This is a genomic window from Synechococcus sp. L2F (assembly GCF_024345695.1).
Classification (GTDB): Bacteria; Cyanobacteriota; Cyanobacteriia; order PCC-6307; family Cyanobiaceae; genus MW101C3.
The window spans coordinates 32,415-59,052 of record NZ_JAGQBP010000004.1; the positions used below are offsets into that span (position 1 = coordinate 32,415).

Annotated in this window: 23 protein-coding genes; 13 read left to right on the forward strand and 10 right to left on the reverse strand. The window is 66.5% G+C overall.

Annotated features, from left to right (window positions below; all coding sequences use genetic code 11):
* The first annotated feature begins 6 nt into the window (after positions 1–6).
* From KBZ19_RS11245 to KBZ19_RS11270, 6 genes are all read left to right on the forward strand, one after another.
* Entirely contained in the window at positions 7–3,414 is a 3,408-nt protein-coding gene (locus KBZ19_RS11245) for an efflux RND transporter permease subunit (RefSeq protein ID WP_255101004.1), read from the forward strand.
* On the forward strand, positions 3,414–3,698 hold the full coding sequence (locus KBZ19_RS11250) for a hypothetical protein (RefSeq protein WP_094512495.1): 285 nt from the start codon (positions 3,414–3,416) through the stop codon (positions 3,696–3,698). The genes KBZ19_RS11245 and KBZ19_RS11250 overlap by 1 nt, the downstream gene beginning before the upstream one ends.
* Before the next feature lie 285 nt (positions 3,699–3,983).
* On the forward strand, positions 3,984–4,997 hold the full coding sequence (locus KBZ19_RS11255; protein ID WP_255101005.1) for an efflux RND transporter periplasmic adaptor subunit: 1,014 nt from the start codon (positions 3,984–3,986) through the stop codon (positions 4,995–4,997).
* Complete coding sequence (locus KBZ19_RS11260; protein WP_094512504.1) at positions 4,994–8,269, forward strand: efflux RND transporter permease subunit; 3,276 nt, start codon at positions 4,994–4,996, stop codon at positions 8,267–8,269. Before KBZ19_RS11255 ends, KBZ19_RS11260 begins: the two co-directional genes overlap by 4 nt.
* 1 nt (position 8,270) lies before the next feature.
* Positions 8,271–8,567: a hypothetical protein gene (locus KBZ19_RS11265; protein WP_094512510.1), complete on the forward strand. Its 297-nt coding sequence runs from the start codon at positions 8,271–8,273 to the stop codon at positions 8,565–8,567.
* A gap of 62 nt (positions 8,568–8,629) precedes the next feature.
* Positions 8,630–10,360 carry a SulP family inorganic anion transporter gene (locus KBZ19_RS11270; RefSeq protein ID WP_255101006.1) on the forward strand — a complete coding sequence of 577 codons (1,731 nt, stop codon included), beginning with the start codon at positions 8,630–8,632 and terminating at the stop codon, positions 10,358–10,360.
* A gap of 172 nt (positions 10,361–10,532) precedes the next feature.
* Here KBZ19_RS11270 and KBZ19_RS11275 read toward each other — a convergent pair whose 3' ends face one another.
* Positions 10,533–12,194: an alpha-D-glucose phosphate-specific phosphoglucomutase gene (locus KBZ19_RS11275; RefSeq protein ID WP_255101007.1), complete on the reverse strand. Its 1,662-nt coding sequence runs from the start codon at positions 12,192–12,194 to the stop codon at positions 10,533–10,535.
* Positions 12,195–12,299: 105 nt separating this feature from the next.
* Here KBZ19_RS11275 and KBZ19_RS11280 point away from each other — a divergent pair, with 105 nt between their 5' ends.
* Positions 12,300–12,701 (forward strand): hypothetical protein, encoded by a 402-nt coding sequence (locus tag KBZ19_RS11280; protein WP_255101008.1) that lies wholly within the window; start codon positions 12,300–12,302, stop codon positions 12,699–12,701.
* A 6-nt stretch (positions 12,702–12,707) separates the two neighbouring features.
* Positions 12,708–12,947, forward strand: a complete 240-nt coding sequence (locus tag KBZ19_RS11285) for a hypothetical protein (RefSeq protein WP_094512518.1) — start codon at positions 12,708–12,710, stop codon at positions 12,945–12,947.
* A 6-nt stretch (positions 12,948–12,953) separates the two neighbouring features.
* Here KBZ19_RS11285 and KBZ19_RS11290 read toward each other — a convergent pair whose 3' ends face one another.
* From KBZ19_RS11290 to KBZ19_RS11320, 7 genes are all read right to left on the reverse strand, one after another.
* Positions 12,954–13,406: a hypothetical protein gene (locus tag KBZ19_RS11290; RefSeq protein ID WP_255101009.1), complete on the reverse strand. Its 453-nt coding sequence runs from the start codon at positions 13,404–13,406 to the stop codon at positions 12,954–12,956.
* Between the two features lie 134 nt (positions 13,407–13,540).
* Positions 13,541–14,776 carry an FAD-dependent oxidoreductase gene (locus KBZ19_RS11295; protein ID WP_255101010.1) on the reverse strand — a complete coding sequence of 412 codons (1,236 nt, stop codon included), beginning with the start codon at positions 14,774–14,776 and terminating at the stop codon, positions 13,541–13,543.
* Positions 14,777–15,215: 439 nt separating this feature from the next.
* Positions 15,216–16,595: a phosphatidylserine/phosphatidylglycerophosphate/cardiolipin synthase family protein gene (locus KBZ19_RS11300; protein ID WP_399220245.1), complete on the reverse strand. Its 1,380-nt coding sequence runs from the start codon at positions 16,593–16,595 to the stop codon at positions 15,216–15,218.
* A 575-nt stretch (positions 16,596–17,170) separates the two neighbouring features.
* The gene (locus KBZ19_RS11305; RefSeq protein ID WP_198948281.1) at positions 17,171–17,332 is read right to left on the reverse strand and encodes a hypothetical protein; all 162 of its coding nucleotides are present in this window, start codon (positions 17,330–17,332) and stop codon (positions 17,171–17,173) included.
* A gap of 71 nt (positions 17,333–17,403) precedes the next feature.
* Positions 17,404–18,516 (reverse strand): DUF4912 domain-containing protein, encoded by a 1,113-nt coding sequence (locus KBZ19_RS11310; protein WP_255101142.1) that lies wholly within the window; start codon positions 18,514–18,516, stop codon positions 17,404–17,406.
* 222 nt (positions 18,517–18,738) lie between these two features.
* A complete protein-coding gene (locus KBZ19_RS11315; protein WP_094512535.1) occupies positions 18,739–19,500 on the reverse strand; it encodes a phycobilisome rod-core linker polypeptide in 762 nt (253 codons plus the stop codon).
* A gap of 105 nt (positions 19,501–19,605) precedes the next feature.
* The gene (locus KBZ19_RS11320; RefSeq protein ID WP_094512540.1) at positions 19,606–20,235 is read right to left on the reverse strand and encodes a phycobiliprotein lyase; all 630 of its coding nucleotides are present in this window, start codon (positions 20,233–20,235) and stop codon (positions 19,606–19,608) included.
* Between the two features lie 21 nt (positions 20,236–20,256).
* On the opposite strand from KBZ19_RS11320, the gene KBZ19_RS11325 reads away from it, so the two are divergent.
* The gene (locus KBZ19_RS11325; RefSeq protein WP_399220167.1) at positions 20,257–21,189 is read left to right on the forward strand and encodes an EamA family transporter; all 933 of its coding nucleotides are present in this window, start codon (positions 20,257–20,259) and stop codon (positions 21,187–21,189) included.
* On the opposite strand, the gene KBZ19_RS11330 is transcribed toward KBZ19_RS11325, so the two are convergent.
* The gene (locus KBZ19_RS11330; RefSeq protein ID WP_255101012.1) at positions 21,137–21,538 is read right to left on the reverse strand and encodes a hypothetical protein; all 402 of its coding nucleotides are present in this window, start codon (positions 21,536–21,538) and stop codon (positions 21,137–21,139) included. The two genes, KBZ19_RS11325 and KBZ19_RS11330, sit on opposite strands and share 53 nt — an antisense overlap.
* Positions 21,531–22,211: an iron-sulfur cluster biosynthesis transcriptional regulator SufR gene (gene sufR / locus KBZ19_RS11335; protein WP_255101013.1), complete on the reverse strand. Its 681-nt coding sequence runs from the start codon at positions 22,209–22,211 to the stop codon at positions 21,531–21,533. Before sufR ends, KBZ19_RS11330 begins: the two co-directional genes overlap by 8 nt.
* A gap of 316 nt (positions 22,212–22,527) precedes the next feature.
* Here sufR and KBZ19_RS11340 point away from each other — a divergent pair, with 316 nt between their 5' ends.
* The 4 genes from KBZ19_RS11340 to KBZ19_RS11355 all read left to right on the forward strand — a co-directional run bounded on the left by KBZ19_RS11340 (position 22,528) and on the right by KBZ19_RS11355 (position 26,568).
* On the forward strand, positions 22,528–22,890 hold the full coding sequence (locus KBZ19_RS11340; RefSeq protein ID WP_094512789.1) for a ferredoxin-thioredoxin reductase catalytic domain-containing protein: 363 nt from the start codon (positions 22,528–22,530) through the stop codon (positions 22,888–22,890).
* Positions 22,891–22,903: 13 nt separating this feature from the next.
* Complete coding sequence (gene sufB / locus KBZ19_RS11345) at positions 22,904–24,346, forward strand: Fe-S cluster assembly protein SufB (protein WP_255101014.1); 1,443 nt, start codon at positions 22,904–22,906, stop codon at positions 24,344–24,346.
* 78 nt (positions 24,347–24,424) lie between these two features.
* Positions 24,425–25,228, forward strand: coding sequence for a Fe-S cluster assembly ATPase SufC (gene sufC / locus KBZ19_RS11350; protein ID WP_255101015.1), 804 nt, complete (start codon positions 24,425–24,427; stop codon positions 25,226–25,228).
* Complete coding sequence (locus tag KBZ19_RS11355; RefSeq protein ID WP_255101016.1) at positions 25,228–26,568, forward strand: SufD family Fe-S cluster assembly protein; 1,341 nt, start codon at positions 25,228–25,230, stop codon at positions 26,566–26,568. Before sufC ends, KBZ19_RS11355 begins: the two co-directional genes overlap by 1 nt.
* Positions 26,569–26,638 lie beyond the last annotated feature (70 nt).

Below are 26,638 nucleotides of genomic sequence, written 5' to 3' on the forward strand. Positions count from 1 at the left end.
CCGCCGATGTCTGCTTCCGACAATTTCATCACGCGGCCGGTTCTGACCACCGTCTGCAGCCTTCTGATAGTGATCGGCGGATTGATTGCGATTCCGCTGCTGCCGATCGAGAACCTCCCTGATATTGCTCCGCCCACCGTCACGGTTAATTCCAGTTACAACGGCGCCGATGCGGTGTCGGTGGAGGAGGGGGTCACCAATGTGCTGGAGCAGCAGATCAACGGGGTGGAGAACATGGAGTTCATCACCTCCTCCAGCTCCGCTTCTGGGGCCAGTTCCATCACCGTGTCGTTTGCCAGTGGCACCGACGGTGACATCAACCAGGTGAATGTGCAGAACCGGGTGTCTCAAGCCCAGCCCCAGTTGCCCGAAGAAGTGAGGCAGTCGGGGGTCTTGGTGAACAAAGCCTCCAACTCCATTCTGCTCGTTTATAACTTCGGCAGCGAGGATGCCGCCAATGCCTACAGCACGGAATTCATCAGTGGTCTGCTTGACCAGAACCTGATCGATGAGCTCAAACGGGTGCGTGGGGTGGGCAACATTGCCTACGCCGGTAACCGCAAGCTCGCCTTCCGTCTCTGGCTCGACCCCGACCGGCTCGCGGCCAACAAGCTGAGCTCGGCCGATGTGGTGAACGCGTTGCGCAGCCAGAGCCGTCTGGTGCCGGCCGGCCAGGTGGGCGGCGAGCCTTCACCGGAGGGCCAGCTGTTCACCTTCACCGTGCAACTGCAGGGCCGCCTGCGCAGCACCCAGGAATTCAGCAACCTGATTCTGCGCACCACCGATCAGGGCGGCCTGGTGCGTCTGCGAGATGTGGGCCGGGTGGAGCTGGGGGCGGAAAGCTACGACGCCAATGCCACTGACCTCAGGGCGACACCTTCTGTGGGCCTGCTGGTTTATCAGCTGGGCGGCAGCAATGCTCTGGAGGTGTCAGAGGCGGTGGAGAACGTGATCGAGAACTTCCGGCTCACGATTCCGCCGGGAATGAAGATCGAGAAGATCTACGACACCACCGATTTCATCAACGCGTCCATCAGAGGCGTCACCAACTCGCTGCGGGATGCGGTGGTGCTTGTGGTGCTGATCCTGTTCCTGTTTCTCCAGAACTGGAAAGCCACGCTCGTGCCCGGCATTGCCATTCCGGTGGCGCTGGTGGGTACCTTCCTGTTTGTGAAGGTGGCGGGCTTCTCGCTCAATCAGCTCACCCTGTTCGGCCTGGTGCTGGCCACCGGCCTGGTGGTGGATGACGCGATCACCGTGATCGAAGACACCTCCACCAAAAAGGGGCAGGGCATGACTGCCCTGGAGGCCGCCAAGAGCACGATGAACGAGCTGTTCGGCGCCGTGATTGCCACGTCGCTCGTGCTGTTTGCGGTGTTCCTCCCGGTGCTCTTCTTCCCGGGGGCCACCGGCACGATCTACCAGCAGTTCGCCGCCACGATCATCTTCTCGGTGGCGATCTCCACCTTCAATGCGCTCACCTTTTCCCCCATGCTCTCGGCCCTGCTGCTGGCCAGGGAGGGGGATCCGCCAGGCCGCCGGGCTTACACGATCGCCGGCGGATCCATCGGCTTCATCTACGGCCTGCTGGTGAGTGGCCGCGGCGCTCTGCTGGTGATCGGTGTGGTAGTCGCGGGCCTGCTGCTGGGCTATCTGCTGAGTCTGATCACCCGGCTGCCACTTCGTCTGCCCATCACGATCGGCGCTGCCGTGGTGGGGCTGCTGATGGCCCGGGTGGAAGCGCCGATCACGGTGCTGGTGTTCACCGCGATCGGCGTGCTGGTGGGTTTCTTCCTCGGCCCGATCTTCAAGGGCTTCAACCGGGTCTACGCCTCCGGAGAAGCGTGGTACCAGCGGGCCCTGGGCTGGGTGCTCAGCCGCCGCGCCCTGATCATGGGAGTGCTGGTGGGGGGCGTGGTGCTGACGGGAGTGGCCTTCACCTCGATCCCCTCCGGCTTCGTGCCGATCGAAGACCAGGGCTATGCGATCGGTTTTGTGCAGGCCCCCGATGGCAGCTCGTCTCAGACCACCAGCAAGATCAATGCTCAGGTGGCGGAGATCCTTCGCACCGAAAAAGACATCAGTACCGCCTTGCTCATCAGTGGCTTCAGCCTGGATGGCAATGCCCCCAACAAGGGCCTGTTCTTCTTCGGTACCAAGAACTGGGACGTACGTCCCAACCCCGATCAGGCCATGGAGGCGATCGTGGAGAGGCTGAACCGCAAGCTTTCGGTGATCAGTGGCGCTCGGATTTTCGTGGTGGAGCCCCCCGCGATCCCCGGCTACGGCACCTCCGGTGGTTTCGAGTTCCAGATGCTCGACCAGAGCGCCGGCGCCCTCACCCTGCCCGATTTCTTCGCCAGAGCCCAACAGCTGATCGCCAAGGCCACCGCCACCGGTGATTTTGGCCGGGTGTTCACCCAGTTCAGCCCTGAATCTCCGCAGCTGGAGGTGAGTGTCAACCGCGATCAGCTGGCGGCTCTCCAGGTGGATTACGGCCAGGCGATGCAGGCCTTCAGCTTCTATTTCGGTGGTGCCTACATCAACGACACCTTCCAGGAGGGCAAGATCCGGCGTGTCTATGTGCAGTCGGATGAGGCTTTCCGGGCCACGCCGCAGCAGCTCACCTCGCTGTTCGTCAACAATCTCAAGGGTGAACCCGTTCCGTTGGCAGAGGTGTTCACGGTGGAACCTGCCACCGGCCCTTCGGTGATCCCTCACTTCAACCTGTTCCGCTCGATCAAGGTGGAAGGCAGCCCGGCGCCGGGGCGCAGCTCCGGCCAAGCGATCACGGGCATTCAGGACCTGTTCAAGCAGATGGAGGTCAACGGGCTCGGCTTCGACTGGACCGGCCTCTCGCGCGAGGAGATCAAGGCCGGAGCGCTGGCTGTGGTGATCTTCGCTCTCGGCATCCTGGTGGTGTACCTGGTGTTGGCCGCCCAATATGAGAGCTACACCGATCCGATCATCATCCTGATGACCGTGCCCACCGCCATGCTCGGCGCTCTGGCGTTTCTGGCGGCCCGCGGCGAGGTGCTCAACATCTATGCCCAGGTAGGCCTGGTGATGCTGATCGGCCTGGCGGCCAAGAACGGCATCCTGATCGTGGATCTGGCCAACCAGCGCATGGCTGAGGGGGCCACGGCGATGGCGGCGGCGCGGGACGCGGCGGAATCCCGCCTGCGGCCGATCCTGATGACGGCCATCTCGTCTCTGTTTGGCTTTCTCCCCCTGGTGCTGGCCAATGGTGCCGGCGCCCGCAGCCAGGCCTCACTCGGCACCGTGGTGTTCGGTGGCCTCACGGTGGCCACGGTGTTGTCTCTGTTCGTGGTGCCTGTGTTTTACGTGGTGCTGAAGGGATTCGGCTCCGCTGAGGCTTCCAAGCCTGACCAGTTGCCCTCCGCTGCTCCCTGATGGCCTGTCCTCCCGAGCCCCTGCAAGGCCGCCGCATCGTTCTCGCCGGACTTGTGGGGGCCGTGCTCGGTCTTTCCGTCAGCCTCTTTCTTCAGGCCATCGTTGCCCATACACCGGTCACGGTGAGCTCCAGTGCTTTGGTGTGGTTCCGCATCCTGTTGGCCTCCTTCGGCAGCCTGGGTGGCATGGCGATTGAAACCGTGCGACAGCTGCAGGTCACTAACCCGGATCCCGCCTACCACAGGAAGGTTTACCGAACGGGCCGAAGCCGCGAACGGATCTGATCCTTCCGATCGGCACAGTGGGCATCGGTGCCACAAGGTTTACGCGGGTCTGTGATAGGCAATCGCTTTCGCTATCGCATTCCCACGCAACCCATCAACACGCAACGGAGTGGCGATGGGTGTAGACACCACAGCCGTTGTGCGCCAGCCTGGGGCGAACGCATGACCAGGCAGTTGCGGCCACCCACCACCGTTCTGGCGGCATCCTCTCTTCTCTCGCTGGTTGCTCTCATTGGCTGTGCGCCGGCCAAGCTTCCCGAGCAGCCCCCGGCGGCCGTCAGGCTGGTGAATCCACGCACTTCCGTCTTCACCGACTCCGCCGATTACCAGAGCACGCTGGAGGCTATCCGCGAGGTCAAGCTCGCTCCAGAGATCGATGGCCGCATCGTGGCGATGCCGATGCAGGAGGGACAGGCGGTGCGAAAGGGAGAGTTGCTCTTCCGGCTCGACCAGGTGCAGCAGGAGGCCACCACCAATTCGGATCGGGCGGAAGCCCGGAAGGACCTGGTGAACGCCGAGCGTTATATTTTTCTCAACGAGCAGGGTGCCGTAACCACCAAGGAACGTGATTTTTATGTCACCCAGGCTCTGGTGAGCCGTGATCGGCTGCTGTCCTCGAAAGCCACCCTGGGTTACAAGAACGTCACGGCTCCGATCACCGGTCAGGTGGGCAGCATCAACGCCAAGCTTGGTGATGTCGTTCGTGCCGGCGGTGTCGTCACCAGCGTGGTCGACAACTCCCGCCTGTGGGTGCGCCTCGATGTGCCGGGCACCGATGCCGCCCGCGTGAAGGTGGGGATGCCCGTGGTGCTGAGCGCGCCCGATCGCCCCGAGCTCACGGCCCGCGGCGCCGTGAGTTTTGTGGCCCCGTCCCTCGACAAGGAGCGCCAGACCCTGCTGGTGAAGGCCACCTTCGCCAACGACGACGGCGTCCTGCGCAACAGCCAGCGGGTGAACGCCAGGTTGATCTTCTCGCAGGGCAACGCGTTGTCGATTCCCGAGCAGGCGGTGCTGCTCCAGGCCGGCAAGACCTTTGTGTTCCTGGCTGTGAGCCCCGAGGAGGCACGGCAGCGGCTGGGCCGGCCGATTGAGCCACCGCCACCCGCCGGTGCCCTGGTGGCGGTGCAGGTGCCCGTCACCCTGGGCACGCTGCAGGGCGGGATGTTCCCGGTGGCTTCGGGCCTGCAGAGCACCGATTCGGTGATCCTGGGCAACCTGGCCCAGTTGCGCAGTGGCCTGGCTGTGCGCGCCGCCGCTGCAGCGGCGCCTGCTTCCGCCCCCCCGGCGGCCCGTCAATGAGCCTTTCGGACACCTTCATCCGCCGCCCCGTGCTCAGCACGGTGTGCAGTGTGCTCATCCTGCTGGCAGGCGTGATCGCCCTGCCCCTGCTGCCGATCGAGAACCTGCCGGACATCGCTCCGCCCACGATTCAGGTGAACGCCAACCTGCCCGGGGCCGATGCGCTCACGGTGGAAAGCGCCGTGACCGGGCCGCTTGAGGAGCAGATCAACGGGGCGCCGGGGATGGATTACATCACCTCCACCAGCACCGGGGAGGGCAGCAGCCAGATCAACGTCTACTTCAAGCCGGGCACGAACGCGGACATCGATCAGGTGAACGTGCTGAACCGCGTTCAGACCGCCACCCCGCAATTACCGCCCCAGGTGAATGCTCAAGGGGTCACGGTTCAGCAGACCTCCGGCAGCTACCTCCTCGTTTACAACCTCACGTCCACAGCAGGCCAGTTCGACGGCACCTTCTTGAACGGGCTCCTGCAACTGAATCTTGTGTATCCGCTCACGCGCGCGGATGGTGTCGGCCAGGTGAACATCTTCGGGGCCAGTGATCCCGCCTTCCGTCTCTGGGTGGATCCACTACGGCTGGCCCGTTTCAACCTTTCCATCACCGATGTGGTGAATGCGCTGAAATCTCAGAACGTGGTGGTGATCGCCGGCAGCGTGGGCGGCCCGCCCTCACTGCCCACAAACCGCTCCACCTTCCCGATTCTGGTGAACGGCAATCTGGAGACAGTTGGTGACTTCGAAAAACTCATTCTCTCCAAGGGCCCCGACGGTGGATTGATTCGTCTGGGGGATGTGGGCCGCGCAGAATACGCCTTTCAGAACTTCAATCAGGCCGCCATCAATGCCATCAGCGGCTACCCATCGGTGGGCTTCGGGGTGATCCAGTTGCCTGGCAGCAATGCGATTACTACAGCGGATGCAGTGGATGAGGTGCTCACCCAGTTCCGCAACTCCCTGCCGCCAGGTGTGGTGCTGGAGAAGGTGTTTGACCAGACCGACTTCATCAATGCCTCGATCGAAGGGGCCCTCGATGCCCTGCGCGATGCGGTGGTGCTGGTGTTGCTGATCATTTTCCTGTTTCTGCAGGATTGGAAGGCCACGGCCGTGCCGGCCCTCGCCCTCCCCATCGCCCTGCTGGGGGCGATGGTGTTCGTGAAGGCGTTCGGCTTTTCGATCAACGAACTCACGCTCCTGGGCATCATCCTGGCCACCGGCCTGGTGGTGGATGACGCGATCGTGGTGGTGGAGGCCGTGTCGGCGCGCATCGAAGCCGGCGACCCACCGTTTGTGGCGGCCTCCAATGCCATGAAGGAACTCACTGGCGCCATCCTGGCCACCGCCCTGGTGCTGCTGGCCGTGTTCGTGCCTGTGGCCTTCTTCCCGGGCGCCACCGGCGTGATTTACCGGCAGTTCGCGCTCACGATCGTCTTCTCGATCATCGTGTCCACCTTCAATGCGATCACCGGCAAGCCATTGCAATCGGCGTTGCTGCTCGGTGGCGGCAAAACCGAACCCAGGGGCTGGCGTTGGACGGCGATCGGCGGGGCCTTCGGTGCGTTGTACGGCACCCTGGCCGGCGGCTGGCTGCTGGCTGTGGTGCTGGGCCTGGTGGGGGCCGTGGTGGGCACCTTCCTGATGCCCATCTTCACGGCCTTCAACAAGGTGTTCGATCAGGTGGCCCGTGGCTATGCCGCCTTGCTTCAACAGGTGATCCGGCTTAGGCGGCTGGTGCTGGCGGCGTTGCTGGGCGGGGTGCTGCTCACCGGCGCCGCCTTCGTGCTGATTCCCACCGGTTTCGTTCCCACCGAAGACCAGGGCTATGGCCTTGGCATCATCCAGTTGCCGGCCCAGTCGTCGATCGAGGCCACCATGGCGGTGGCGGATGAGGCCCGCAGGATCATCGCCAAGGAGCCTGATGTGGTGTCCGGAGAACTGGTGGGTGGGGCCGGATTCAACGGCGGCTCGTTGAACCAGGGCATCTTCTTCTTCGGCTTCAAGCCGATCGAGGAACGCACCAGCCCGGAGCAATCGGCGAATGCCATCATCGGGCGGATGAACCAGGCCTTCGCCAAGATTCCCGGGGCGATTGTGCTCGCTCAGGCGCCCGCGGCCGTGCCTGGCTTCGGCGCCCAGGGGGGGCTCTCCTTCCAGTTCAACGACCTCAGCAATGGCGGCTACAGCCCCACCGAACTGGCCGGCCTCGCCAAGCAACTGATCGCCAAGGCCAGGGGCACCGGCACCTTCGGTAACCTCTACACCCAGTTCGTCAGTGATGCGCCGGTGTGGCGCCTCGACGTGGACCGCGACCGCATGGCCTCGCTCGACATCGACTTCAGTGCCGCCATGGAGGCCCTGGGTACCCTCACGGGCGGCAGCTTCGTGAACCAGACCTACGAGCAGCAGCAATACCGGCAGGTGTATGTCCAGGCCGATGCGAGCCACCGCACCATGATCCAGGACCTCAACAATCTCTATGTGAGCAACCGCTCCGGTGGGCTGGTGCCTCTTTCCAACGTGGTGAAGGCCCGCCTCGACAGCGCCCCGCCGATCATCAGCCACTTCGATCTCTATCGCACCGTGCTGATTCAGGGGGTGGAGGCCGCCGGCAAGAGCAGCGGCCAGGCGATCGATACGATCGCGGCGGTGTTCCGCCGGCTCAATTTCGCCAACATCGGCTCAGCCTGGTCGGCGTTGACCCGATCGGAGGTGCAGGCCGGCGCCCTGGCCATCCTGGTGTTCGCGCTGGGGATCGTGGTGGTGTACCTGGTGCTCTCCGCTCAGTACGGCAGCTACATCGATCCGCTGATCATCCTGATGACGGTGCCCCTGGCCATGCTCGGGGCGCTGATGTTCCTTGTGTTGCGCGGCCAGGTGAACAACGTGTACGCCCAGGTGGGCCTGGTGACATTGATCGGCCTGGCGGCCAAGAACGGCATCCTGATCGTGGATCTGGCCAACCAGCGCATGGAGCAGGGCATGAGCTCCGCCGAAGCGGCCATGGCGGCCGCCTGCTCTCGCCTGCGCCCGATCCTGATGACGGCCATGGCGGCATTGGCCGGTTTCTTCCCCCTGCTGGTGGCCAGCGGTGCCGGCGCCCTCAGCCAGCAGTCGCTGGGGGCCGTGATCTTCGGTGGCTTGCTGGTGGCCACGGTGCTCAGCCTGTTTGTGGTGCCCTCCTTCTATGTGCTGATGAAGCAGCTGGAAGCCTCCTGGTTCCCCGCCAGCCAGGCCACCGAACCGGTGCTCCCGTCAGGCCCGGCCGCCTGAGATGCCCCTGCCCCGCCCTGCCGGCTACCGTCCGCGCCGCCAGTTGCGGGTGGATCGCCGCCGCATCGCCCTGGCCGGATGTCTTTATGCCCTCGCCGTGCTGGTGCTGCTGGTGTTGGCCCACCACGCCTCGCGCACCCCTGGTGAACTTCTGCCGACCATCCACCCCCGCTTCTGGGCTCTGGTGATCGGCATGGCGGGCTTCTGCGGCGCCTGGGGAGAAACGCTGCGGCAGATCAGCCTCACCCGCCGCGGCCAGCCTGGCGCGCCGCTGGACGAACGCGGAGACGACTTCTGAGGGCCGGCCGCGAGCCCCACAACCGGCCCGCCCCGCACACGGACGGTCCGCACGTGCTGGGTGTGGCGCTGCTGAGGGGCGTGCTGCCGGTCCGCCGCTCCGGCCTCGCCGACGACCTGCTCGCCGGGCTCACCCTGGCGGCTCTGGCCATTCCCGAGGTGATGGGCTACACCCGCATCTCGCACACCCCTGTGGTGACCGGGCTTTACACCCTGCTGATCCCGGTGCTGGCCTTTGCTGTATTCGGCGCCTCCCGCCAGCTGGTGGTGGCGGCCGATTCCGCCACCGCCGCGATCCTGGCGGCCACGCTCAGCGCGGTGGCGGCGCCAGGTTCCAGCGCCTATGTGCAGCTCACCTCGGCGGTAGCCCTGCTGGTGGGGGCCATGCTTGTGCTCGCCACCTGGCTGCGGCTGGGCTTTCTTGCAGACTTCCTCTCCCGCAGTGCTCTGATCGGCCTGCTCACTGGGATCGGCCTGCAGGTGGCCGCCGGCGAGCTCAGCGGCCTGCTGGGTCTGGAGAAGCAAGGGGACGGATCGTTCGCGCAGATCCTCTCGGTGCTGCAGCGGCTGGGGCAGGCCAGCGGCGTGTCCCTGCTGCTGGCGGTGCTGGTGCTGGTGGTGATCGCTGGCTGCAAGCGCTGGTCGCCGCGGCTGCCCGGGGCTCTGATCGCGGTGGTGGCCACGATCGTGGCCAGTGCCGCGCTCGATTTCCAGCACCACGGCCTGGAGGTGGTGGGCGCGGTTCCCCATGGTCTGCCGCAGCTGGCCTGGCCCACGCTGCAGGCCGCCCAGCTCAATCAGGCCCTCACCACCGCCGCTTCCTGCTTTGTGGTGATTCTTGCCCAGAGTGCTGCCACGGCCCGGGCCTATGCCCAGCGGCATCACGAACGTGTGGATCAGAATGGCGATCTGATCGGCCTGGCCATCGCCAACCTGGGCGCGGCGCTCTCCGGGACGTTCGTGGTCAACGGCAGCCCCACCAAGACGGAAATGCTGGATGCCGCCGGCGGCCGCAGCCAGGTGGCGCACCTCACCATGGCCACGGTGGTGCTGGCGGTGCTGGCTTTTTTCACCGATCCGCTCGGCTTTCTCCCGGCTGTGGTGTTGTCGACGATCGTGTTTGTGATCGGCCTGAAGTTGATCGATCTTCGCGGCCTGCGTGAGCTCTACCGGTTGCAGCGCAGCGAGTTCGTGATTGCCATCCTCACCGCCCTTTGTGTGGCGCTGCTGGGGGTGATGCAGGGGATTCTGCTGGCAGTGGGCCTGTCGTTGATCGATCAGGTGCGGCACACCTACAGGCCCCGAACGCGCCTGTGGGCCCATGACGCCGACCGGGGCTGGCACACAGTGCCGGTGGCGGCGGGGGTGTTTGCGGCGCCGGGCATCGTGGCCTATCGCTTCGAGGCCAATCTGTTTTATGCCAACGCCAGCGCCTTCATGGAGGAGGTGCTGAACCTGATCACACTGAATGGCCCGGACCTCAAGGGGCTGGTGATCGATGCCTCCGGTATCGATGCGGTGGATTATTCAGCCGCCAAGACATTGATGGATCTCCAGGCCGAGTTCCAGCGCCGTCAGTTGTTTCCGGTGTTCGTGGTGAGCGCTGACGAGCTGTTGGCCAAACTGTCGCGCTATGGCTTCACCCCCCACGGCAAGCCCTATCGCACCGTCAAGAAGGCGATCCGGGCGCTGTCAGCGCAGCTTGCCCAGCAGGATGCCACCAGCTCGGCGGCGGCCAGACCGACGACGGCAGCGCTTGACCCCGCGGACGATGCTGCCGCCCCGGAGGATTGAGTTGGAGACGATGCCAAGCCGGAAGATGGCCCAGTCCCAGTTTTAGGTCCAGGCACTGAACCAGATACAGGCGTAATCCCTGCCCTGGGAACAGAACTAGGTCCAGGTCCAGTTCCGGGCCAAGGCCCAGAACCAGGTTAATACTCAGGCCTGCGCCGGATCGAACCGCCGATCAGGTGATCACCGTGGGCCGATCCATGCCGGTGCGGCTGCGGATCTCGGCCAGGCCATCGGCGGCGCTGATCAGATCGGCGAGGGCCGCCTGGGGATCCTGGGCCAGGTTGCCGCCGGAGGGCACGAAGCTCTCGAGGTAAAGGCGCAGAGTGGCGCCCTGGGTGCCGGTGCCGGAGAGGCGGAACACCACCCGGCTGCCGTCGTCGAGCAGCAGGCGCAGGCCCTGCCCCCGCGTCGTCGATTGATCCACCGGATCGTCGTAGCTGAAGTCGTCGGCGGTGGCGATCGAGCGGCCGGCAAAGCCGGTGCCCTTCAAGGAGGGCAGCAGGCCATGCAGGCGGTCGTAGAGGCCGTGGGCGCGGTCGCTGGCAATGGCTTCGTAATCGTGGCGGGAGTAGTAGTGGCGGCCGAAGCGGGCCCAGTGGCTGGCCATCACCTCGGCCACCGAGCAGCGGCGCCGGGCCAGGATCTGCAGCCAGAACAGCACCGCCCACAGCCCGTCTTTTTCGCGGATGTGGTTGCTGCCGGTGCCGAAGCTTTCCTCGCCGCAGAGGGTGATCCGGCCGGCATCCAGCAGGTTGCCGAAGAACTTCCAGCCCGTGGGCGTTTCGTAGCAGGGGAGCCCCAGCTCGGCAGCCACCACATCCACCGCGGCGCTGGTGGGCATCGAGCGGGCCACACCCGCCAGGCCGCCGGCATATCCCGGTGCCAACGTCGCGTTGGCGGTGAGCACCGCCAGGCTGTCGCTGGGGTTCACGAAACAGCGGCGGCCCAGGATCATGTTGCGATCGCCATCGCCATCGCAGGCGGCGCCGAAGCTGTAGGCATCGCCCTTCAGCAGCAGATCCGCCAGCTCATGGGCGTAGGTGAGGTTGGGGTCGGGGTGCCCGCCGCCGAAATCCTCGAGGGGGATGCCGTTGCGCACCGTGCCTGCGGGTGCCCCCAGCAGCCCTTCGAACAAGCGGCGGGCGTAGGGGCCGGTGACGGCGTGCATGGCATCGAAGGCCACCGGGAAGTCACCCGCCAGCAGGTCGGCGATCGCGTCGAAGTCGAACAGGCTCTGCAGCAGCGTCAGATAGTCGTCCACGCCGTCGATCACCTCCACCTGCAACCCGCCGATGTGGTGGGTGCCGGGCGCCTCCAATGGCAAGGGGCTGCCCTCCACGATCCGGTAGCCGTCGAGGGTCTGGGTGACGGCGTAGATGGCGTCGGTGATCGATTCCGGCGCCGGACCACCGTTCGCCCCGTTCACCTTCACACCGAAGTCGCCGTCGGGACCGCCGGAGTTGTGGCTGGCCGAGAGGATGATGCCGCCGATCGCCGCGTGCCTGCGGATCAGGTGGGAGGCGGCGGGGGTCGAGAGGATGCCGTCGGTGGTGGTGATCAGCCGGGCCAGGCCGTGGGCGGCGCCCATGCGGCAGATCACATCGATGGCCTGGCGGTTGCCGTAACGGCCATCGCCCCCGAGGATCAAGGTGCCGCCCTCCACACCAGGAAGCACCCGGAACACAGCTTCCACGAAGCTTTCCAGGTAGTGGGCCTGCTGGAACTGGCTGGTGCTTTTACGCAGCCCGGAGGTGCCCGGTTTCTGGTCGGTGAACGGGCTGGCCAGCGTCACGCGGCAGGAGGCAACAGAGCCTGCGGAAGCGCTGCTCGTCATCGGGCCAACTGTGTGGGGGTCCAACGTAACCCTGCCTCCTGTGAGGCAGATCCGGGCGACCTCGGTAGCGTGCGCAAGGACACCCCCCCTTCGCTTTTCAGGCCCGTGACCCTGTTCACTCCCGTCCTGCGTCGTCCGCGGGGCCGATACGCCCTGGTGACGTCCCTGCTGGCCGCCGTCGCCCTGGTGGGAGCGCCTTCCCTCCCGGCCCGTGGCGGTGTTCCTGCGGCTGCTCCATCGCCTGCCCTCGCCCAGGCGATCAACCGCACCCGGGAGGCCGCCCAAGCGGTGCTCGATCAATCGGGCACGGAGCATTGCCTGCGCGGCAAGCTCACCAACGCACTCCTGGGGCTCTCAGCCAGCTGCGCCGGTGCCGCCTCGCCGCTCTGTGAGCTGGCTGATCGCGTGGTGGTCACCACCGGCTGGTCGGTGACATTCATGGAAACGACAGCGCGTCAGCTGCTGGCGCTGGCAGCCCCGACTGCAGGCCCTCACACCCAACCCTGACCGCCGATGGACATCGAACGCACCGGCGGCAAGCCCCTGACCGCGGAGCAGCAGGCGCTGCTGGATCTCTTCCGCGCCAAGGTGGACGAGGTGATCAAGTACCGCGGTCTCTCCGAATCCGACGTGAAGCGTCTGGTCAAGGAGGTGCGGGCCCATCCTGATTGCGGTCCTGAAATCCTCGCCACCGTGTTCGCCGAGCTGAGCGAACGGATGCCCGGTTCCCGCCTCAGCTACGACTGGGACTGACCCGCGTCAGGAGCCACCGGCGCCGGCGGGCCGCCCGCTGCCGGCTCCAGGCCCACCAGCGGCGGGCGGACGGCGGGGGCCATCGTCCTGTTTCCTGGTGCTGGCGGCGCTGGGTTGCTGGCAGCGCTTGAGCAGCTGTTCACCCGCCCGGTCGAGGTCGTCGCGGCGCTGGAAGCTGTTGGTGGCGGCCGGCTCGGCCTGCTGCACGATGCTCCACACCGTGTCCTTGCAGAAAGAGGTCAGCAGGGGGTTGTCCATCAGCGGATCCGCGAGGCTGCGGGCGCGGCTGCAGGGTTCGGCACCGTTCTCGCGGGAGCAGGCGAAGGTGGCCAACTGAATTGTGCGCAACTCCGTCGTGGTGGGAAACGTCGGCGGCTTGGGCCTGGCCGCGGCGACGGGGCTGGCCCCCGTCAGGGCTCCAGCCGCCAGCCAACCACCCAGCAGCCAGCCGGCGCTCACAGGTCCAGTCCATGGCGGGAGCCTTCGGGAGATGGCGGAGCGCCAGATGGGGAGGCGGTGCCGGGACATGGGGCGCGGAGGGGTAGCCCGCTCATCATGACCGTAGCGGCCGTGATGCTGGGGTAACGCCGTGGTCACACGCGCAGTCGCACCGGCAGGAAGCCGTCGCGCAGCGGTGCCTGGCGCCGCACCCAGAGCGCCTTCACCAGGGGGCCGGCCAGTGGCGCCAGTGGCGCGAGCAGAGAGCGCAGCTCAGGTCGCCGCCGCAACAGATCGCCCTGGGCCGCCTCGGCCTGCTGGGCCCGCTGCGCCAGCTGGATCTCCGCCTGCCGCTCCTGCTGAATCCGGGGCAGCACCGCATCGATGGCCTGCGTGCCGGCGCCCTGCTGCAGCGGCGGCACCAGCCAGTTGGCCGCCACGATCGCGTCGCGGAGCGCCATGTTGATGCCCTGCGCCCGCACCGGGCTCATCGGGTGGGCGGCATCTCCGAGCAGCAGCAGGCCGGGCTCCTGCCAGCGCGGGCAGCAGCCCACCTGCACCGACAGCGCCTCCGGACCCCGGATTGCAGCAGCATGGGCACGAACGTGGGCGGCCAGCCAGTCGGGCGCCAGGGCGGCGAAGGCCTCTGACCACTCCAGCGACGTGCGCGTGATCCGCTCGCCAGGGCCCACCAGCCAGCCCAGCTGCAGCTCGCCGCCTTCTGCGGCGGGAAAGACGCTGCAGCCGCCGCCGGGGCCGAGCAGCACCATGAAGCGGTTGTCGGCGCTGCAGCGCGGCTGGGCGGGCAGCCGGAACCAGAGCACGTCGATCGGGCTGGGAGCGCTGACGATCGGCAGGCCGGCCGCGCGCCGCAGGCCCGAGCTGCGGCCATCGCAGGCGATCACCAGATCGGCGGCCAGCACCCGATCGCCGGAGAGCCGCACCCCATCGACGCGCCCCTGTCGGCGCACGAGGCCCTGCACGGTTTCCCCCGGCCTCCAGCTGAAGCTCTCGTTCCGGCAGGCCCGCTGCACCAGCGCCTCCAGCAGGGCCGGCTGGGGCACGAGCGTGCACGGTCTTGTGCTGCCCAGTGGCTCGGCGGCGTCGAACAGCTCGCGCCCGTTGATCCAGAACGACCACCCCGCTAGCGCCCGTTGGGGCAGACCGGCCAGTAGGGGCTCCAGACCCATCTGGGCGAGCGCCTCCAGCCCGCAGGGCATCAGCCCTTGGCCGCGGAACTGGCGATCGAAGCGGCGGGTCGCCTCCACCAGCGTGACCCTCAGGCCCCGCTCCGCCAGCAGCAGGCCAAGGGAGGCACCGGCAGGGCCGGCGCCCACGATCACAACATCGCTGCGGGAAGGGGCGGCAGCGGCGGAGGAGGCGACGGGCAAGGCGTGGAGCGGCCGGGTGGCGGTCGGTGGGGCGCAGGGCTTCCCAGACCCATGGTGGGACCCACGTGGATGAATTGCGTGGGTGGGGTGCACGGCATTGGTGCGCACCCTGTTCGTATAGAGAGAGGCTGGATCCGCTTTCCGTGATGCAGATGGTGGGCCTTTCTGCCGTCACAGCCGCTTATCTCCACGACCTTTCGGAGCGTCTGGCCTGGAAGCTTTCCGGCTGAGAACGGCACGATCAGCCCGGCGCTACTCTTTGTACCAGTGGCCTGTTGCCATTGGCATTAGAACTTTCCCGCCGCCATCAGCATTGACAGGCGTCTGTTGCAGTGCGCGCTAACTACTCGTTCACAACCTGCCAACAGCCTGAAGACTCCAGCGTTGGCATGGCTGTATCGTTGCTACGGATCCGGCGCTGGGATGGTTTCATGCCGCGTCAACTGCGCTGCTCACCGGTGCCGCAGCGCTGCCTGCTTTGTTGAAGTTTGCGCTGCAGTCGTGGCGTCAGCCCCAGCTCGGCCCCTTGCCACAGTTGATCCATTTCGCGGTTGAAGTGGGCGGCCAGCTGCGGTGAGCGGATGATCATCAGGGTTTCGTCATTGCCATGGGCCGCTGATGGACTCCAGTTGAAAGAGCCGGTGATCACGCTGCGGTCATCGATCACTGCCACCTTGTGGTGCAGCTTGTCGCCCCGGGCCAGCCGCGGCGTGCCTACCCCAGCGAGGGGATGGGCCAGGGGCGCGTTGCCCGCTTCCCGTTTGCAGCGGTGATCGGCCATGGCCAGGCCCAGCAGGTCGAGCACCTCCGAGAAGGAGCGGGTGGCGAAGCCTGGATCTGCCAGCACCCGGATCCGTACCCCCTGCTGGTGCAGTTGGGCGATGCGATTGGCCAGATTCTGGGCAGAGAACACGAACAGATTGAGATCGAGGCGCTGCTGCGCCTGGCCCAGTTCCGTCTCGATCAGGGCGAGGCCGTTGCGGGGATCGCGACGCCGGTGTGGTGCGAACAGCACTTCCACCTTGGTGGGGCCCACCATCACCTGCTGGAGGTCCCCGTTGTCCTTGCCGATGCCGAAGCGGCTGTTCGGCAAGCCGCCAGGGCCATCGCCCCAGAGACGGGAAAACTCGTGGTTGAACACAGTCGCCAGGGGGCGGCTGTCGATCCGCAGCAGGTGGTTGGCATTGCCCCGGGTGCGCCCATCATTGAGGTCGCCGTGAATGCAGGAGGGGGTGAAATTCGCCGAGCCGGTCACCACCCAGCGGCCATCCACCACGAGAAACTTGTGGTGCATCAGACCGCTGCCGGCGCTGCCATCGGCGGTGTCATCGAGCAGGGGCACACCGCCGCGCCGCAGCAGCGCCACCGCATCCCCCTGTTGCCGTTCCTCCAGGCTGAGCACCCCGTCACGGTTGCTGTCCGCCAGTGCCTTCAACTGGTGGTGCCGGCTGCGCTGGCGGCTGTCGAGATCCACCGGGTGCTCTTCGCTCCACGGCCGGCTGTAGGTGTTCTCCAGCACCACCTTCACACTGACCCCGGCATGCTGTTTGGCCACCAGCGCCCGCGACACCTCCGGCAGGCTGAGCTCCTGCACCGCCACGAGGATCTCCCGTTGGGCGCGAGCGATCGTATCGAGCAGCATCTGCTCGAGGTTGTCGCCATTGCGCTTCAGGCCACTGACCGGGCTGCGGTAGTGACGGTCAACCCTGTGGTTGAACGCCACCTCCATGCCCGGCGGCAAAGACAGATCGGAGGGAGGCTGCCCGGTGATGCGCGCGGCGCCGCTGCAACCGGCCAGGCTGAGCATCAACCCGCCCAGGGCGAGCACGGTGACTCCGGACCTCCGCCGCGTCCTTGCGACGTTCGGCAACTCCCCAGCAGCGGGTGGTCGCCGGCACGGCGAAGGGATGCGAAGGAGCACGTGCGCTGGCACTGGCTTGGGCACGGGCGGACGGCGTGAACTCAGCTGAGCGTTCCCAGCCTGCCGCCATTCGGTACGGACAAAAGCGCTCTGCTGCAACCGCCGGCCGAAGGCCTCGGGAATGCAAGAGAGCGCTGGATAGAGACAATGAGAGCAACAAACCCTCGGCACAGCTCATGATCAGCGCCGTGCAGACAGAAGCAATGCGATCAGGAGATGGCGGACAGTGGTATGGGTTTGGCCGCTTGCACGTGGCAGTTGGAAGCTGACAGCCTGTAATCACAGGCTCGAGATGCAACTCCTCCGGTGTTCAAGAGCAACACGTGAGGAAGTGGATCGCCTGGTCAAGGGGGGGTGAGATCCTCGTCAGGCTGTGATTACCGCCAGCAGATGATCAACTGAAGCAGGATTCTGGGATCCTGATGAGTCCGTGGTCGACTTCAGCGCCTCAACACCGGGCGCAACGGGCAAGCTCAGTGGTGGCCAGGCATCTCGGCAGTGCGCAGCATGGCCACAAACCACACGCAGCTGGCGGCCACTGCTACGCCCACACCGGTGCTCACCCCGAAACGCACCATCAGCACGGGCACCACGAGGGGCAGTACCACCGCTCCCACCAGCGGGGTGAAGGCCACGAAAGCCTTCAGAGCCGCGCGTGAGTCAGAGTGAGCCGCGGTAGCGGCCGACTCGTCGCTGGGCGGTGGGGTCAGAACCATTCGGCCACGGCCTGGCTGGCCGGGTTGCTGTTGTCTTCGGGGGTGAAGCGCTCAAACTGCAAGGTGATGTTGCGCTTTTGCTCGCCATCGGCGGCAACCGCCTGGATGGGATAGAGCTGCTGGCCGTCGCGGAACGGAACCTGCACCCGGAAGGTGCCTTCGGCGGAGAGCGGCACCACCTCAGAGCCGATCGTGAGCTGGGCGGAAGGATCTGTGGCGCCGTAGACAATCAGCTCAGCATCAGCCACGAGCCAGAAGGAGCGCTGGCGGGGAGCCACTCCACCCACGCCGGATTCATTACGGCCACTGGCCCAGACACCGACGCCGGAGTCGCTGAGCGCGCGCCGCTGATGATCCGCCCCTGAATCCTCCACTTCGTGGAAGGCTTCAGAGCCGCGACCGAAGTGTTTCCAGCGCACGGTGGCCGTTTGATAGAGCCGTTCGTGCAGGCCGTTGTCGGCATAGTCGGCGGGAGCGGGCAGGCTGCCCGGTGCAGGTGCCACATCAAGGGAAAAGGGCACGAACTGATCAAGGATCTGCTCGCTCGGATGAAGGGCGGGAACGCGTGCAACCGAGGAGAAGGCCAGGGAGATCCAGCCGCCGCCGATCTTGCGATAGCCCAGCTCAAGCCGGTAGTCGCGGTCGCTCAGGGGCACCGGCAGGTACCACTCCGAGGCATGGCTGTCGACGGGAACTTCCTGCAGCGTGTGGGGATGGGCGGCGCCCTCGCTCAGACCGGTGACGTCGGCGACCCGAAGGCAGAGCTGGCTGGCACCCACATTGAGGGCCTGGCGCCGATCAGCTTCGGCGATTTCCCAGAACACGTAGGCCCATTGGGGATCGCGCGGCAGGAACACCACCCGGGTCTGGGCGGTGGGACGGGGGGCCGGCTCGAAGCTGGCTTCCAGATCCGCCAGGGTGGCGGGTGAGGCGGGTTCACCGCTGGCCCCACCGGGGGCAGCGGCTTCACTGAAGCCAGTGCTCGCGGCCTGGGCCGACGGCTGGCGGGTGGTGATTTCCGTGACCAGCTCGTCTTTGGATTTACGGCTGTACAGGCTCACACCCAGATCACTGGCGATCTGGCGGAGTTGCCTGAGCGTCATACGAGCGAGGGCATTGAGGGCCTGGGTCACCTGATCTCCAGCTTTTGTTTGGGATCAGTCTGGGGGTAGATCCCCGGTTTTGAGCTGGTTCCCCGCCGCTGCGTCAGCAAGCTCTGACGGCCCCTGTGTCCTCCCGGCGGCGTTGGACACAAAAAAACGGCGGAGGACCGCCGTTTGCTGCTCTGGGAGCCAGGAGACGGGGCCCAGGGACCCGCCGGTTTGTCAGCGTCCGACGCTGCGATAAGGAACCTTGGAGAGGTAATCCATGCCGGCGTTGCCGGAGGACGCAGCCCCCACACGCAGGGCGGGCAGCGTGCGCACCCAGGGGAGGTAATCCTCGGGATAGCCACCACGGCGCTGACGCGCGCGCTCGGGCAGGGAGCGCTTGGTGCCGGTGTAGATGATCTGGGGGAAGCCCAGGATGCCCCGGTGGTAGGCGTCGTAGCGGGGGGTGGTGATGTTGAAGGGGGTTTCACCCACCTCGCGGGAGCCGACCACCCGGTTGCGATGGTATGGAACCGTGTCGTAGCCGAAGTTCTCGAGGTATTCATCGCTGTCGAGAATCTTATCGACAGCACCGGCCACGCCCTTGGTCATGATGACGGCGGACCAGGCGATTTCCTCAGCTTTGCCATACACCTGGCGGCCCAGCAGCTTCTCCACAAGGTGGCGGGCCACCCGGTAGTTGTTATTGAGGTTGTAGAAGCTGCGCGTGAAGGTGTCAGACAGGCAGAGTGCGCGGATGAAATCACGCACGGTGATCTGACCGTCGCGCAGTTGCGACTCGAGAATCGTGTCGCGGTCAACCTTGAACGCGTGGAAGAAAATCTGGCGGTAAGCCGACTCGATCACGAAGTTCTGGTCTTCACGGTCGATCGCCTTGTCGAGCGCGACAGCCTTCGGGTCCTCGTCGGAACCCACGCGGAAGGCCTTCACCCGGGAGTTCTGGGTGGTGGGCGCGTACTTCAGAAGCGGAATTGCCACACGAGCATCGTCATCCGTCGCTGTGGATCGTAGAAGTGAGGCCCCGCGGACCCCGTCAGCGAAGGGGCAGGGCTCACAGTCCGTAACGTTTGCGACATCGGCGGCTCACCAGCCGAAAGCGGACAGCCTCTCGTTGCCATCGCCGGTTACGGCCCCCACCGACGCTGCTTCCCCCCCGGCGGCTTCGCTGCCTGGGGCGTTGTCGTCGCGGCAGCGGGTTTCCATGCAGAAGGATGCGGTGTTCGAAAGCCCCTCCACCGTGCTGGTGCGCAGGCGCAGATCCGGGTTGGGGAACCAGAAGCGCTCCAGGGAGCTCATCGTTTCGTAGGCGGTGGTGAGCAGCAGGCCGTCGCGCTCATCCATGCAGAACCGCCCGGCCACCGGGGCTGTTTCGGCGTAGCCGCGGTCGCGCAGCAGCAGGCCCTCGCGCCCGTGGGCATCGGTGGGGATCAGGCCGAACACCGACTCCCCCTGGTGCTCCTCTCCGGCCTTATCCCAATCCATCGAACCGCTCCAGCGCACCTGGCAGCCCCCCACCAGCGCGCCGGGATCCTGGCCATGCAGCTCGGCGATCGCCACCAGGCGGGGATCGTCGGCGCTCACGTCCACCACCTGGATCAGCGAGCCGCCCCCCTCGGCGCGTCGATGCAACAGGTGGTGGCTGGTGCGCTGGGAACGCCAGCGGCCGCAACTCAGCCGGAAAAAGCTGATGGCATCGGCGATCGGAACGGTCACGGCGGGTGGACGGCTACAGCGATGATCGCAATCCGTCCACCTCGACTGTTGCCGGTGGCCATCACGGGAGTTCTGGCCGCCCTCGCCGCCGCTTTCTGCTGGACAGCCTCCAGCAGCCTCTGGCGGCAGCTGCCCACCTCGCTGAGCGCTGCCCAGCTCAACCTGGTGAAGAACCTGCTGGCGGTGGCGACGCTGCTGCCGCTCGTGCTGCTGAGTCCCTGGCGCGTCGCGCCACTGCCGCTGGCGTTGCTGGTGCTGAGCGGTGTGGTGGGGATTGCCCTGGGCGACAGCCTGTATCTGGCGGCCCTGCGCCGGCTCGGCACCCGCCGCACCCTCACCCTCGATGCCGGCGGCCCGGCTGTGGCAATGCTTGGCGGGGTGGTGTTCCTGGCAGAGGTGCCCACGTTGGTGCAGTGGCTGGGGGTGGGGCTGATCTGTCTGTCGGTCCTGCTGGTGGCGCGACAGGCCCCTGCCACCCCGCTGGTGCCGCAGCGGGATCGGCTTGGCCTGGCCCTGGCGCTGGCGGCGCTGCTGTGCGGCAGCACGGGCGCCCTGCTGGCCCGCGCCGCGCTGCGGGCCTCGGCCCTGACTCCCCTGGAATCGGCCACCCTGCGCCTGGCGGCCGCAGCCGTGGTGATGCTGCCGCTGCTATGGCGGTTGCCGCTCCCTGGCCAGCGGCCCCGGCTGGGCTGGCGGCGCTGGCCGCTGGTGCTGCTGGCCACGCTGCTGGGCACCAGCGCGGGCATCGTGCTGCAGCAGACCGCCCTGCAGCACCTGCCGGGCGGTCTGGCCGTGGCGCTGCTGGCCACGGCGCCTGTGATGGCGCTGCCATTGGCGGGGCTGGAAGGCGACACGCCTGGCTGGCGGGGCCTGGCGGCCGCCGTGCTGGCTTTGGCCGGGGTCAGCCTGGTGACGGGGGCGCTGGGGAACCTGGCTGCGGCGATGACGCGGTGACGCGGGCGCGGGCCAGACCATCGACCCAGGTGATCAGGTCGTCGAGCTGCAGCGAAAGCGGCGCGCGGCCCAGGGCCCCGGCGAGGGCGTCGAGCTGGCAGGCGGCGCGATCGAGTTCCGTCAGGAAAGCCTGACGAAAGCCGGGATCACCTGCCAACACTGGATGGTTGTTGACCCAGCGCTCCCGCTCCGGCTGGCTGGGCAGGGCGCCGTCGCGGCGGCCGGCGATCTCCTGAAGGCTGCGCAGGCTGTGGGCCAGCAGCCGCAGGTGGTGGCGTTCGAGCGCGGGGAGCAGGGTGGCTTCGAGCAGGGCCAGGTCGTTGTGGCTGAGTGGGCCTGCCTCAGCCATCACCGGGGGTGTCGCTGGAGCTGGTGGGGGCGGCCGGGGGGCTTGGGGTGAGCCGGAAGCCGCAGGAGTGGCCGCCCTCCAACCGCCAGTGGACGCGCTCCACGGTGCAATCGGGGAAGGTGTGGCGGATCTGCTGGAGCTCCTGGTCGCAGATCAGCGGGAACTGGTCGGCGATGCGGGAGACGGAGCAGTGGAATTCGCTCATGCACCAGGAAAGCCCGTCGCCATCGCGGCGGCATTCGGTCATGTAGCCCTCGCGGCGACGCAGCTCCACCAGCCGCTGCACCCGCTCGGTGAGGCTGCCTTCGCCGATCAGGCGTCGATCGACGCTGGCCTTGGCGACCGCCTGCTGCTTCAGCAAAGTCTGGATGGCATCGCGGGGCATGCTCGCCGCCATCGACTGCAGCAGGCCGATGGCGAAGTTCTCGCCACTGTCGGGAAAGCTATCGTGGCCCTGGCGGGTGAGGCGCCAGTGATTGCTGGGACGGCCTGGACCTTCGGGCGTGGGGCTGGCTTCAAGCACGCCTTCTTCTTCGAGGCTGCGCAGATGACGACGCATCGCCTGAACCGACACCGAGAGTGCTTCGGCGAGCTGGGCCGCTGTGGCCTCACCGAGACGCATCAGCAGCGCGAGCACCGCCTCGCGGGTGGGGGCCTGGGTGGTGGAAGGCATGGAAAAGCAGGCCGGTCTGGCGAGACGCAACCTTCCTCACACCTTGCCACGCTCCGCTGGCGACTGGGGGAGAGTGACCGGTGATGTGCGCGGATCACCGGCCGGCGGTCTCGCTGTCCTAGGCTCAGGTGATTAACGAAACTTCCTGGTTTCGTAATTCGCGTAGCTCTTTCCCGCCACTAGATCGCCTCTGGTTGATCGCTTCCGGCGAGCGGGTCTCTTCTTCTTCTCGAAGGGGGCCGGCCACGCGAAACCCTTGCCGCGATCCCCGCTTCAGGCCAGCCACCAGCCTTTCGCCCGCTTTCCCGCCGAGCCCATGCCCGAATCCGTTTCCGCCCCCTCCGCCCCCACCAGCGAAAGCCTGGAGGTGATCCGGAAGTTTGCCGAAACCTACGCCCAGCGCACCGGCACCTACTTCTGCAGCGATCCCGGCGTCACCGCCGTGGTCCTGGAAGGCCTCGCCCGCCACAAAGACCAGCTGGGCGGCGCCCTCTGCCCCTGCCGCCACTACGAAGACAAGCAGGCGGAAGTGTCCCAGGCGTTCTGGAACTGCCCTTGCGTGCCGATGCGGGAACGCAAGGAGTGCCACTGCATGCTCTTCCTCACCGAAGACAATCCCTTCCGCGGCGACCAGCAGACGATCAGCACCGAAGAGATTCTTTCCCATACAGCCGGCTGAGGAGGCCTCCGTCATGTCCACAGCGCCCACCGTTGGTGATCTGGTCAGCCAGCCGTACAAGTACGGCTTCGTCACCGACATCGAAACCGAGAAGATCGCCAAGGGCCTCAGCGAGGACGTGGTGCGGCTGATCTCGGCCAAGAAGAACGAGCCCGCCTTCCTGCTGGATTTCCGCCTGCGGGCCTACCGGCAGTGGCTGCGCATGACTGAGCCCGATTGGGCAGCCCTTGGCCATGCCCCGATCGATTATCAGGAGCTGATCTACTACGCGGCGCCCAAGCAGCAGGAAAAGAAGGCCAGTCTTGACGAGGTGGATCCCAAGCTGCTGGAAACCTTCGACAAGCTCGGCATTCCGCTGAGCGAGCAGAAGCGGCTCAGCAATGTGGCTGTGGATGCGGTGTTCGACAGCGTGTCGATCGCCACCACCTACCGGGAGAAGCTGGCCGAGCACGGCGTGATCTTCTGCTCGATCAGTGAGGCGGTGAAAGACCATCCCGAACTGATCGCCCGTTATCTCGGCACGGTGGTTCCCAGCAACGACAACTTCTTCGCTGCTCTCAATTCGGCGGTGTTCAGCGACGGCTCCTTCGTGTTCATCCCGAAGGGGGTGGAGTGCCCGATGGAGCTCTCCACCTATTTCCGGATCAACTCCGGTGACACCGGCCAGTTCGAGCGCACCCTGATCGTGGCGGAGGAAGGCGCATCGGTCAGCTATCTGGAGGGCTGCACCGCCCCGATGTTCGACACCAACCAACTGCACGCCGCCGTTGTGGAGCTGGTGGCCCTCGATGATGCCTCGATCAAGTATTCCACCGTTCAGAACTGGTATGCCGGCGATGAGCACGGCAATGGTGGCATCTACAACTTCGTTACCAAGCGGGGACAGTGCCGCGGCGATCGCAGCCACATCAGCTGGACCCAGGTGGAAACCGGCTCAGCGATCACCTGGAAGTATCCCAGCTGTGTTCTGCAGGGGGCTGATTCGGTGGGCGAGTTCTACTCCGTAGCCCTCACCAACAACCGCCAGCAGGCCGACACCGGCACCAAGATGATCCATCTGGGTCCGCGCAGCCGCTCCACGATCGTGAGCAAGGGCATCAGCGCCGGCCAGTCTTCGAACAGCTACCGGGGGCTGGTGCAGATCGGCCCCAAGGCCGTGGGTGCCAAGAACTACAGCCAGTGCGATTCGATGCTGATCGGCGACCAGGCCGCCGCCAACACCTACCCCTACATCCGCTCCCAGCAGCCGGATGCCGCGATCGAGCATGAGGCGAGCACCTGTCGCATCTCTGCCGATCAGCTGTTCTATCTGCAGAGCCGCGGCATCGGTTTCGAAGCGGCGGTGTCGATGATGGTGAGTGGCTTCTGCCGCGATGTGTTCAACCAGCTGCCGATGGAGTTCGCCGCCGAAGCCGACAAACTGCTGGCCCTGAAGCTCGAAGGCTCCGTGGGCTGATCGCCGCCACTCAGCTCCGCCGCCTCTCTGGCGGCCCCGCTCCCTCTCCCCACCCCGTTCTCCCCTGCCCCCCTGCCCGTGATTCGCCCCGACGCTGATCTTCTGCTTGAAATCGTGGATCTCCATGCGCGCGTGGAGGACCAGCCGATCCTCAAGGGTGTGAACCTCACGGTGCGTGCCGGCGAGATCCATGCGGTGATGGGCCGGAACGGCAGCGGCAAGAGCACGCTGTCCAAGGTGCTGGCCGGCCACCCTGCCTACACCGTCACCGGTGGCAGCGTGCGGTACCGGGGTGCTGATCTGCTTGATCTGGAGCCGGAGCAGCGCTCCCGCATCGGTCTGTTCCTCGGTTTTCAATACCCCGTGGAGATCCCCGGGGTCAGCAATCTCGAGTTCCTGCGGGTGTCCACCAACGCCCGTCGCAGTGAGCTGGGCAAGGAAGAACTGGACACCTTCGCCTTTGAAGATGTGGTGCGCGAGCGGCTGGAGGTGGTGAAGATGGACCCCGCCTTCCTGGAGCGCAGTGTGAACGAAGGCTTCTCCGGTGGCGAGAAGAAGCGCAATGAAATCCTGCAGATGGCGCTGCTGGAGCCGTCGGTGGCGATCCTCGATGAAACCGATTCCGGCCTCGACATCGACGCCCTGCGCATCGTTGCCGCCGGCGTCAATCAGCTCTCCACCCCGGAGAACGCCACGCTGCTGATCACCCACTACCAGCGCCTGCTGGATGTGATCATCCCCGACTACGTGCATGTGATGGCGGCCGGGCGGATCCTGCGTACCGGCGGTAAGGAACTGGCGTTCGAACTGGAAGAGCGCGGTTACGACTGGGTCGACGCCGAACTGGCATCCGAGCAGCGCAGCGTTGCCGAGGTGGCCTGATGATGGCGTCCCTTTCCGACACTGACGCCGCCGCCCTCGCCCAGGGCGTGGCCACCGCCCCCTGGACCCAGCGCTTCCTCGACGCGCTCGATGCGCCGGCCGGCGAGCTGGAAACCGTGCAGTGGCGCGGCCGCGAAGCCCTGGCCCGTCAGCCGCTACCCTCCCGCCGCGACGAAGACTGGCGCTTCACCGACCTGGCTCCCCTCCTGGCGGTGTTCGACGGCACCGCCCCCACAGCCGGCAGCTTCGGCGGCACTGACAGCCCTGCCGCTGCCAGCGCCCTGCCCCCCCCGGCGCCGGACACGGTGCGGCTGCTGCTGGATGGCCGCAGTGATCCCCTGGCCGGCCAGAGACTGCCTGCCGGCCTGTCGCTGCTGGGCGAAGGCGAATGGCCGCTGGCCTTGGGCCACACCCTGGCGGCCACCGGCTGCCAGGCCCACTGGCCGGTGGAACTGAACCAGGCCACCGCCAGCCGCTGCCTGGCGTTGCGCGTCAGCGGCACGGTGGCTTCCACGCTGGAGCTGGTGAGTGTGGCGGGCGCGAATCGTCCCGATGCAGCTGAACCCGGCACTCACCCCATCGGGCAGCGCCTCACCCCGGTGCGGGTGCTGCTGCTGCTCGAGGAGAAGGCGAGCCTGAATGTGCTCCAGGTGCAGCTGGGCGATGGCCCATGCCTGAGCAGCCTGGTGTGTGAGGCCCGGCTGGGACGTGGCTCCACTTTGCGCCACGGTCTGCTGGCGTTCGGTACGGGCGAGGCCTGTTTCCTGGGCCATCTGGCGGTGGAGCAGGAGATCGAAAGCCGTCTGGAATCGGTGTGGGCCAGCCGCGGCTGGGCGCTGGCGCGCTTCGAGCCGCGGGTGAGCCAGGCCGAGGGCGGTGCCTTCACCAGCCTCAAGGCCCTGCAGCTGGCTGAAGAGCACCAGCGCGTGGACACCCACAGCCGGGTGGTGTTCGAAGGGCCCGACGGGCAGTTGGAGCAACTCCACAAGGCGATCGCCGACGGCCACGGCCGCAGCGTGTTCAACGGCGCCGTGAAGGTGCCGCGGCTGGCCCAGCGCACCAATGCCGCCCAGTTGAGCCGCAACCTGCTGCTCTCCAACCAGGCCCGCATCGACACCAAGCCCGAGCTCGAGATCGTTGCCGACGACGTGCGCTGCGCCCATGGCGCCACGGTGAGCCGTCTGCAGCAGAACGAACTCTTCTATCTGCAGAGCCGGGGCATCAGTGCCGCCGTGGCCGCGGGGCTGCTCAAGCGGGGCTTCTGCCAGGAGGTGCTACGCGATCTGCCGCCGGCGGCGGCAGGGTGGGAGCCCCTCAAGCGTCTGCTCGCGGAGGCCTGACCCCGATGCCCGTCACCGTTCCCTCGCTGACCACAGCCACCACGGAGCCCAACGGTGCTCCGGGCACCGA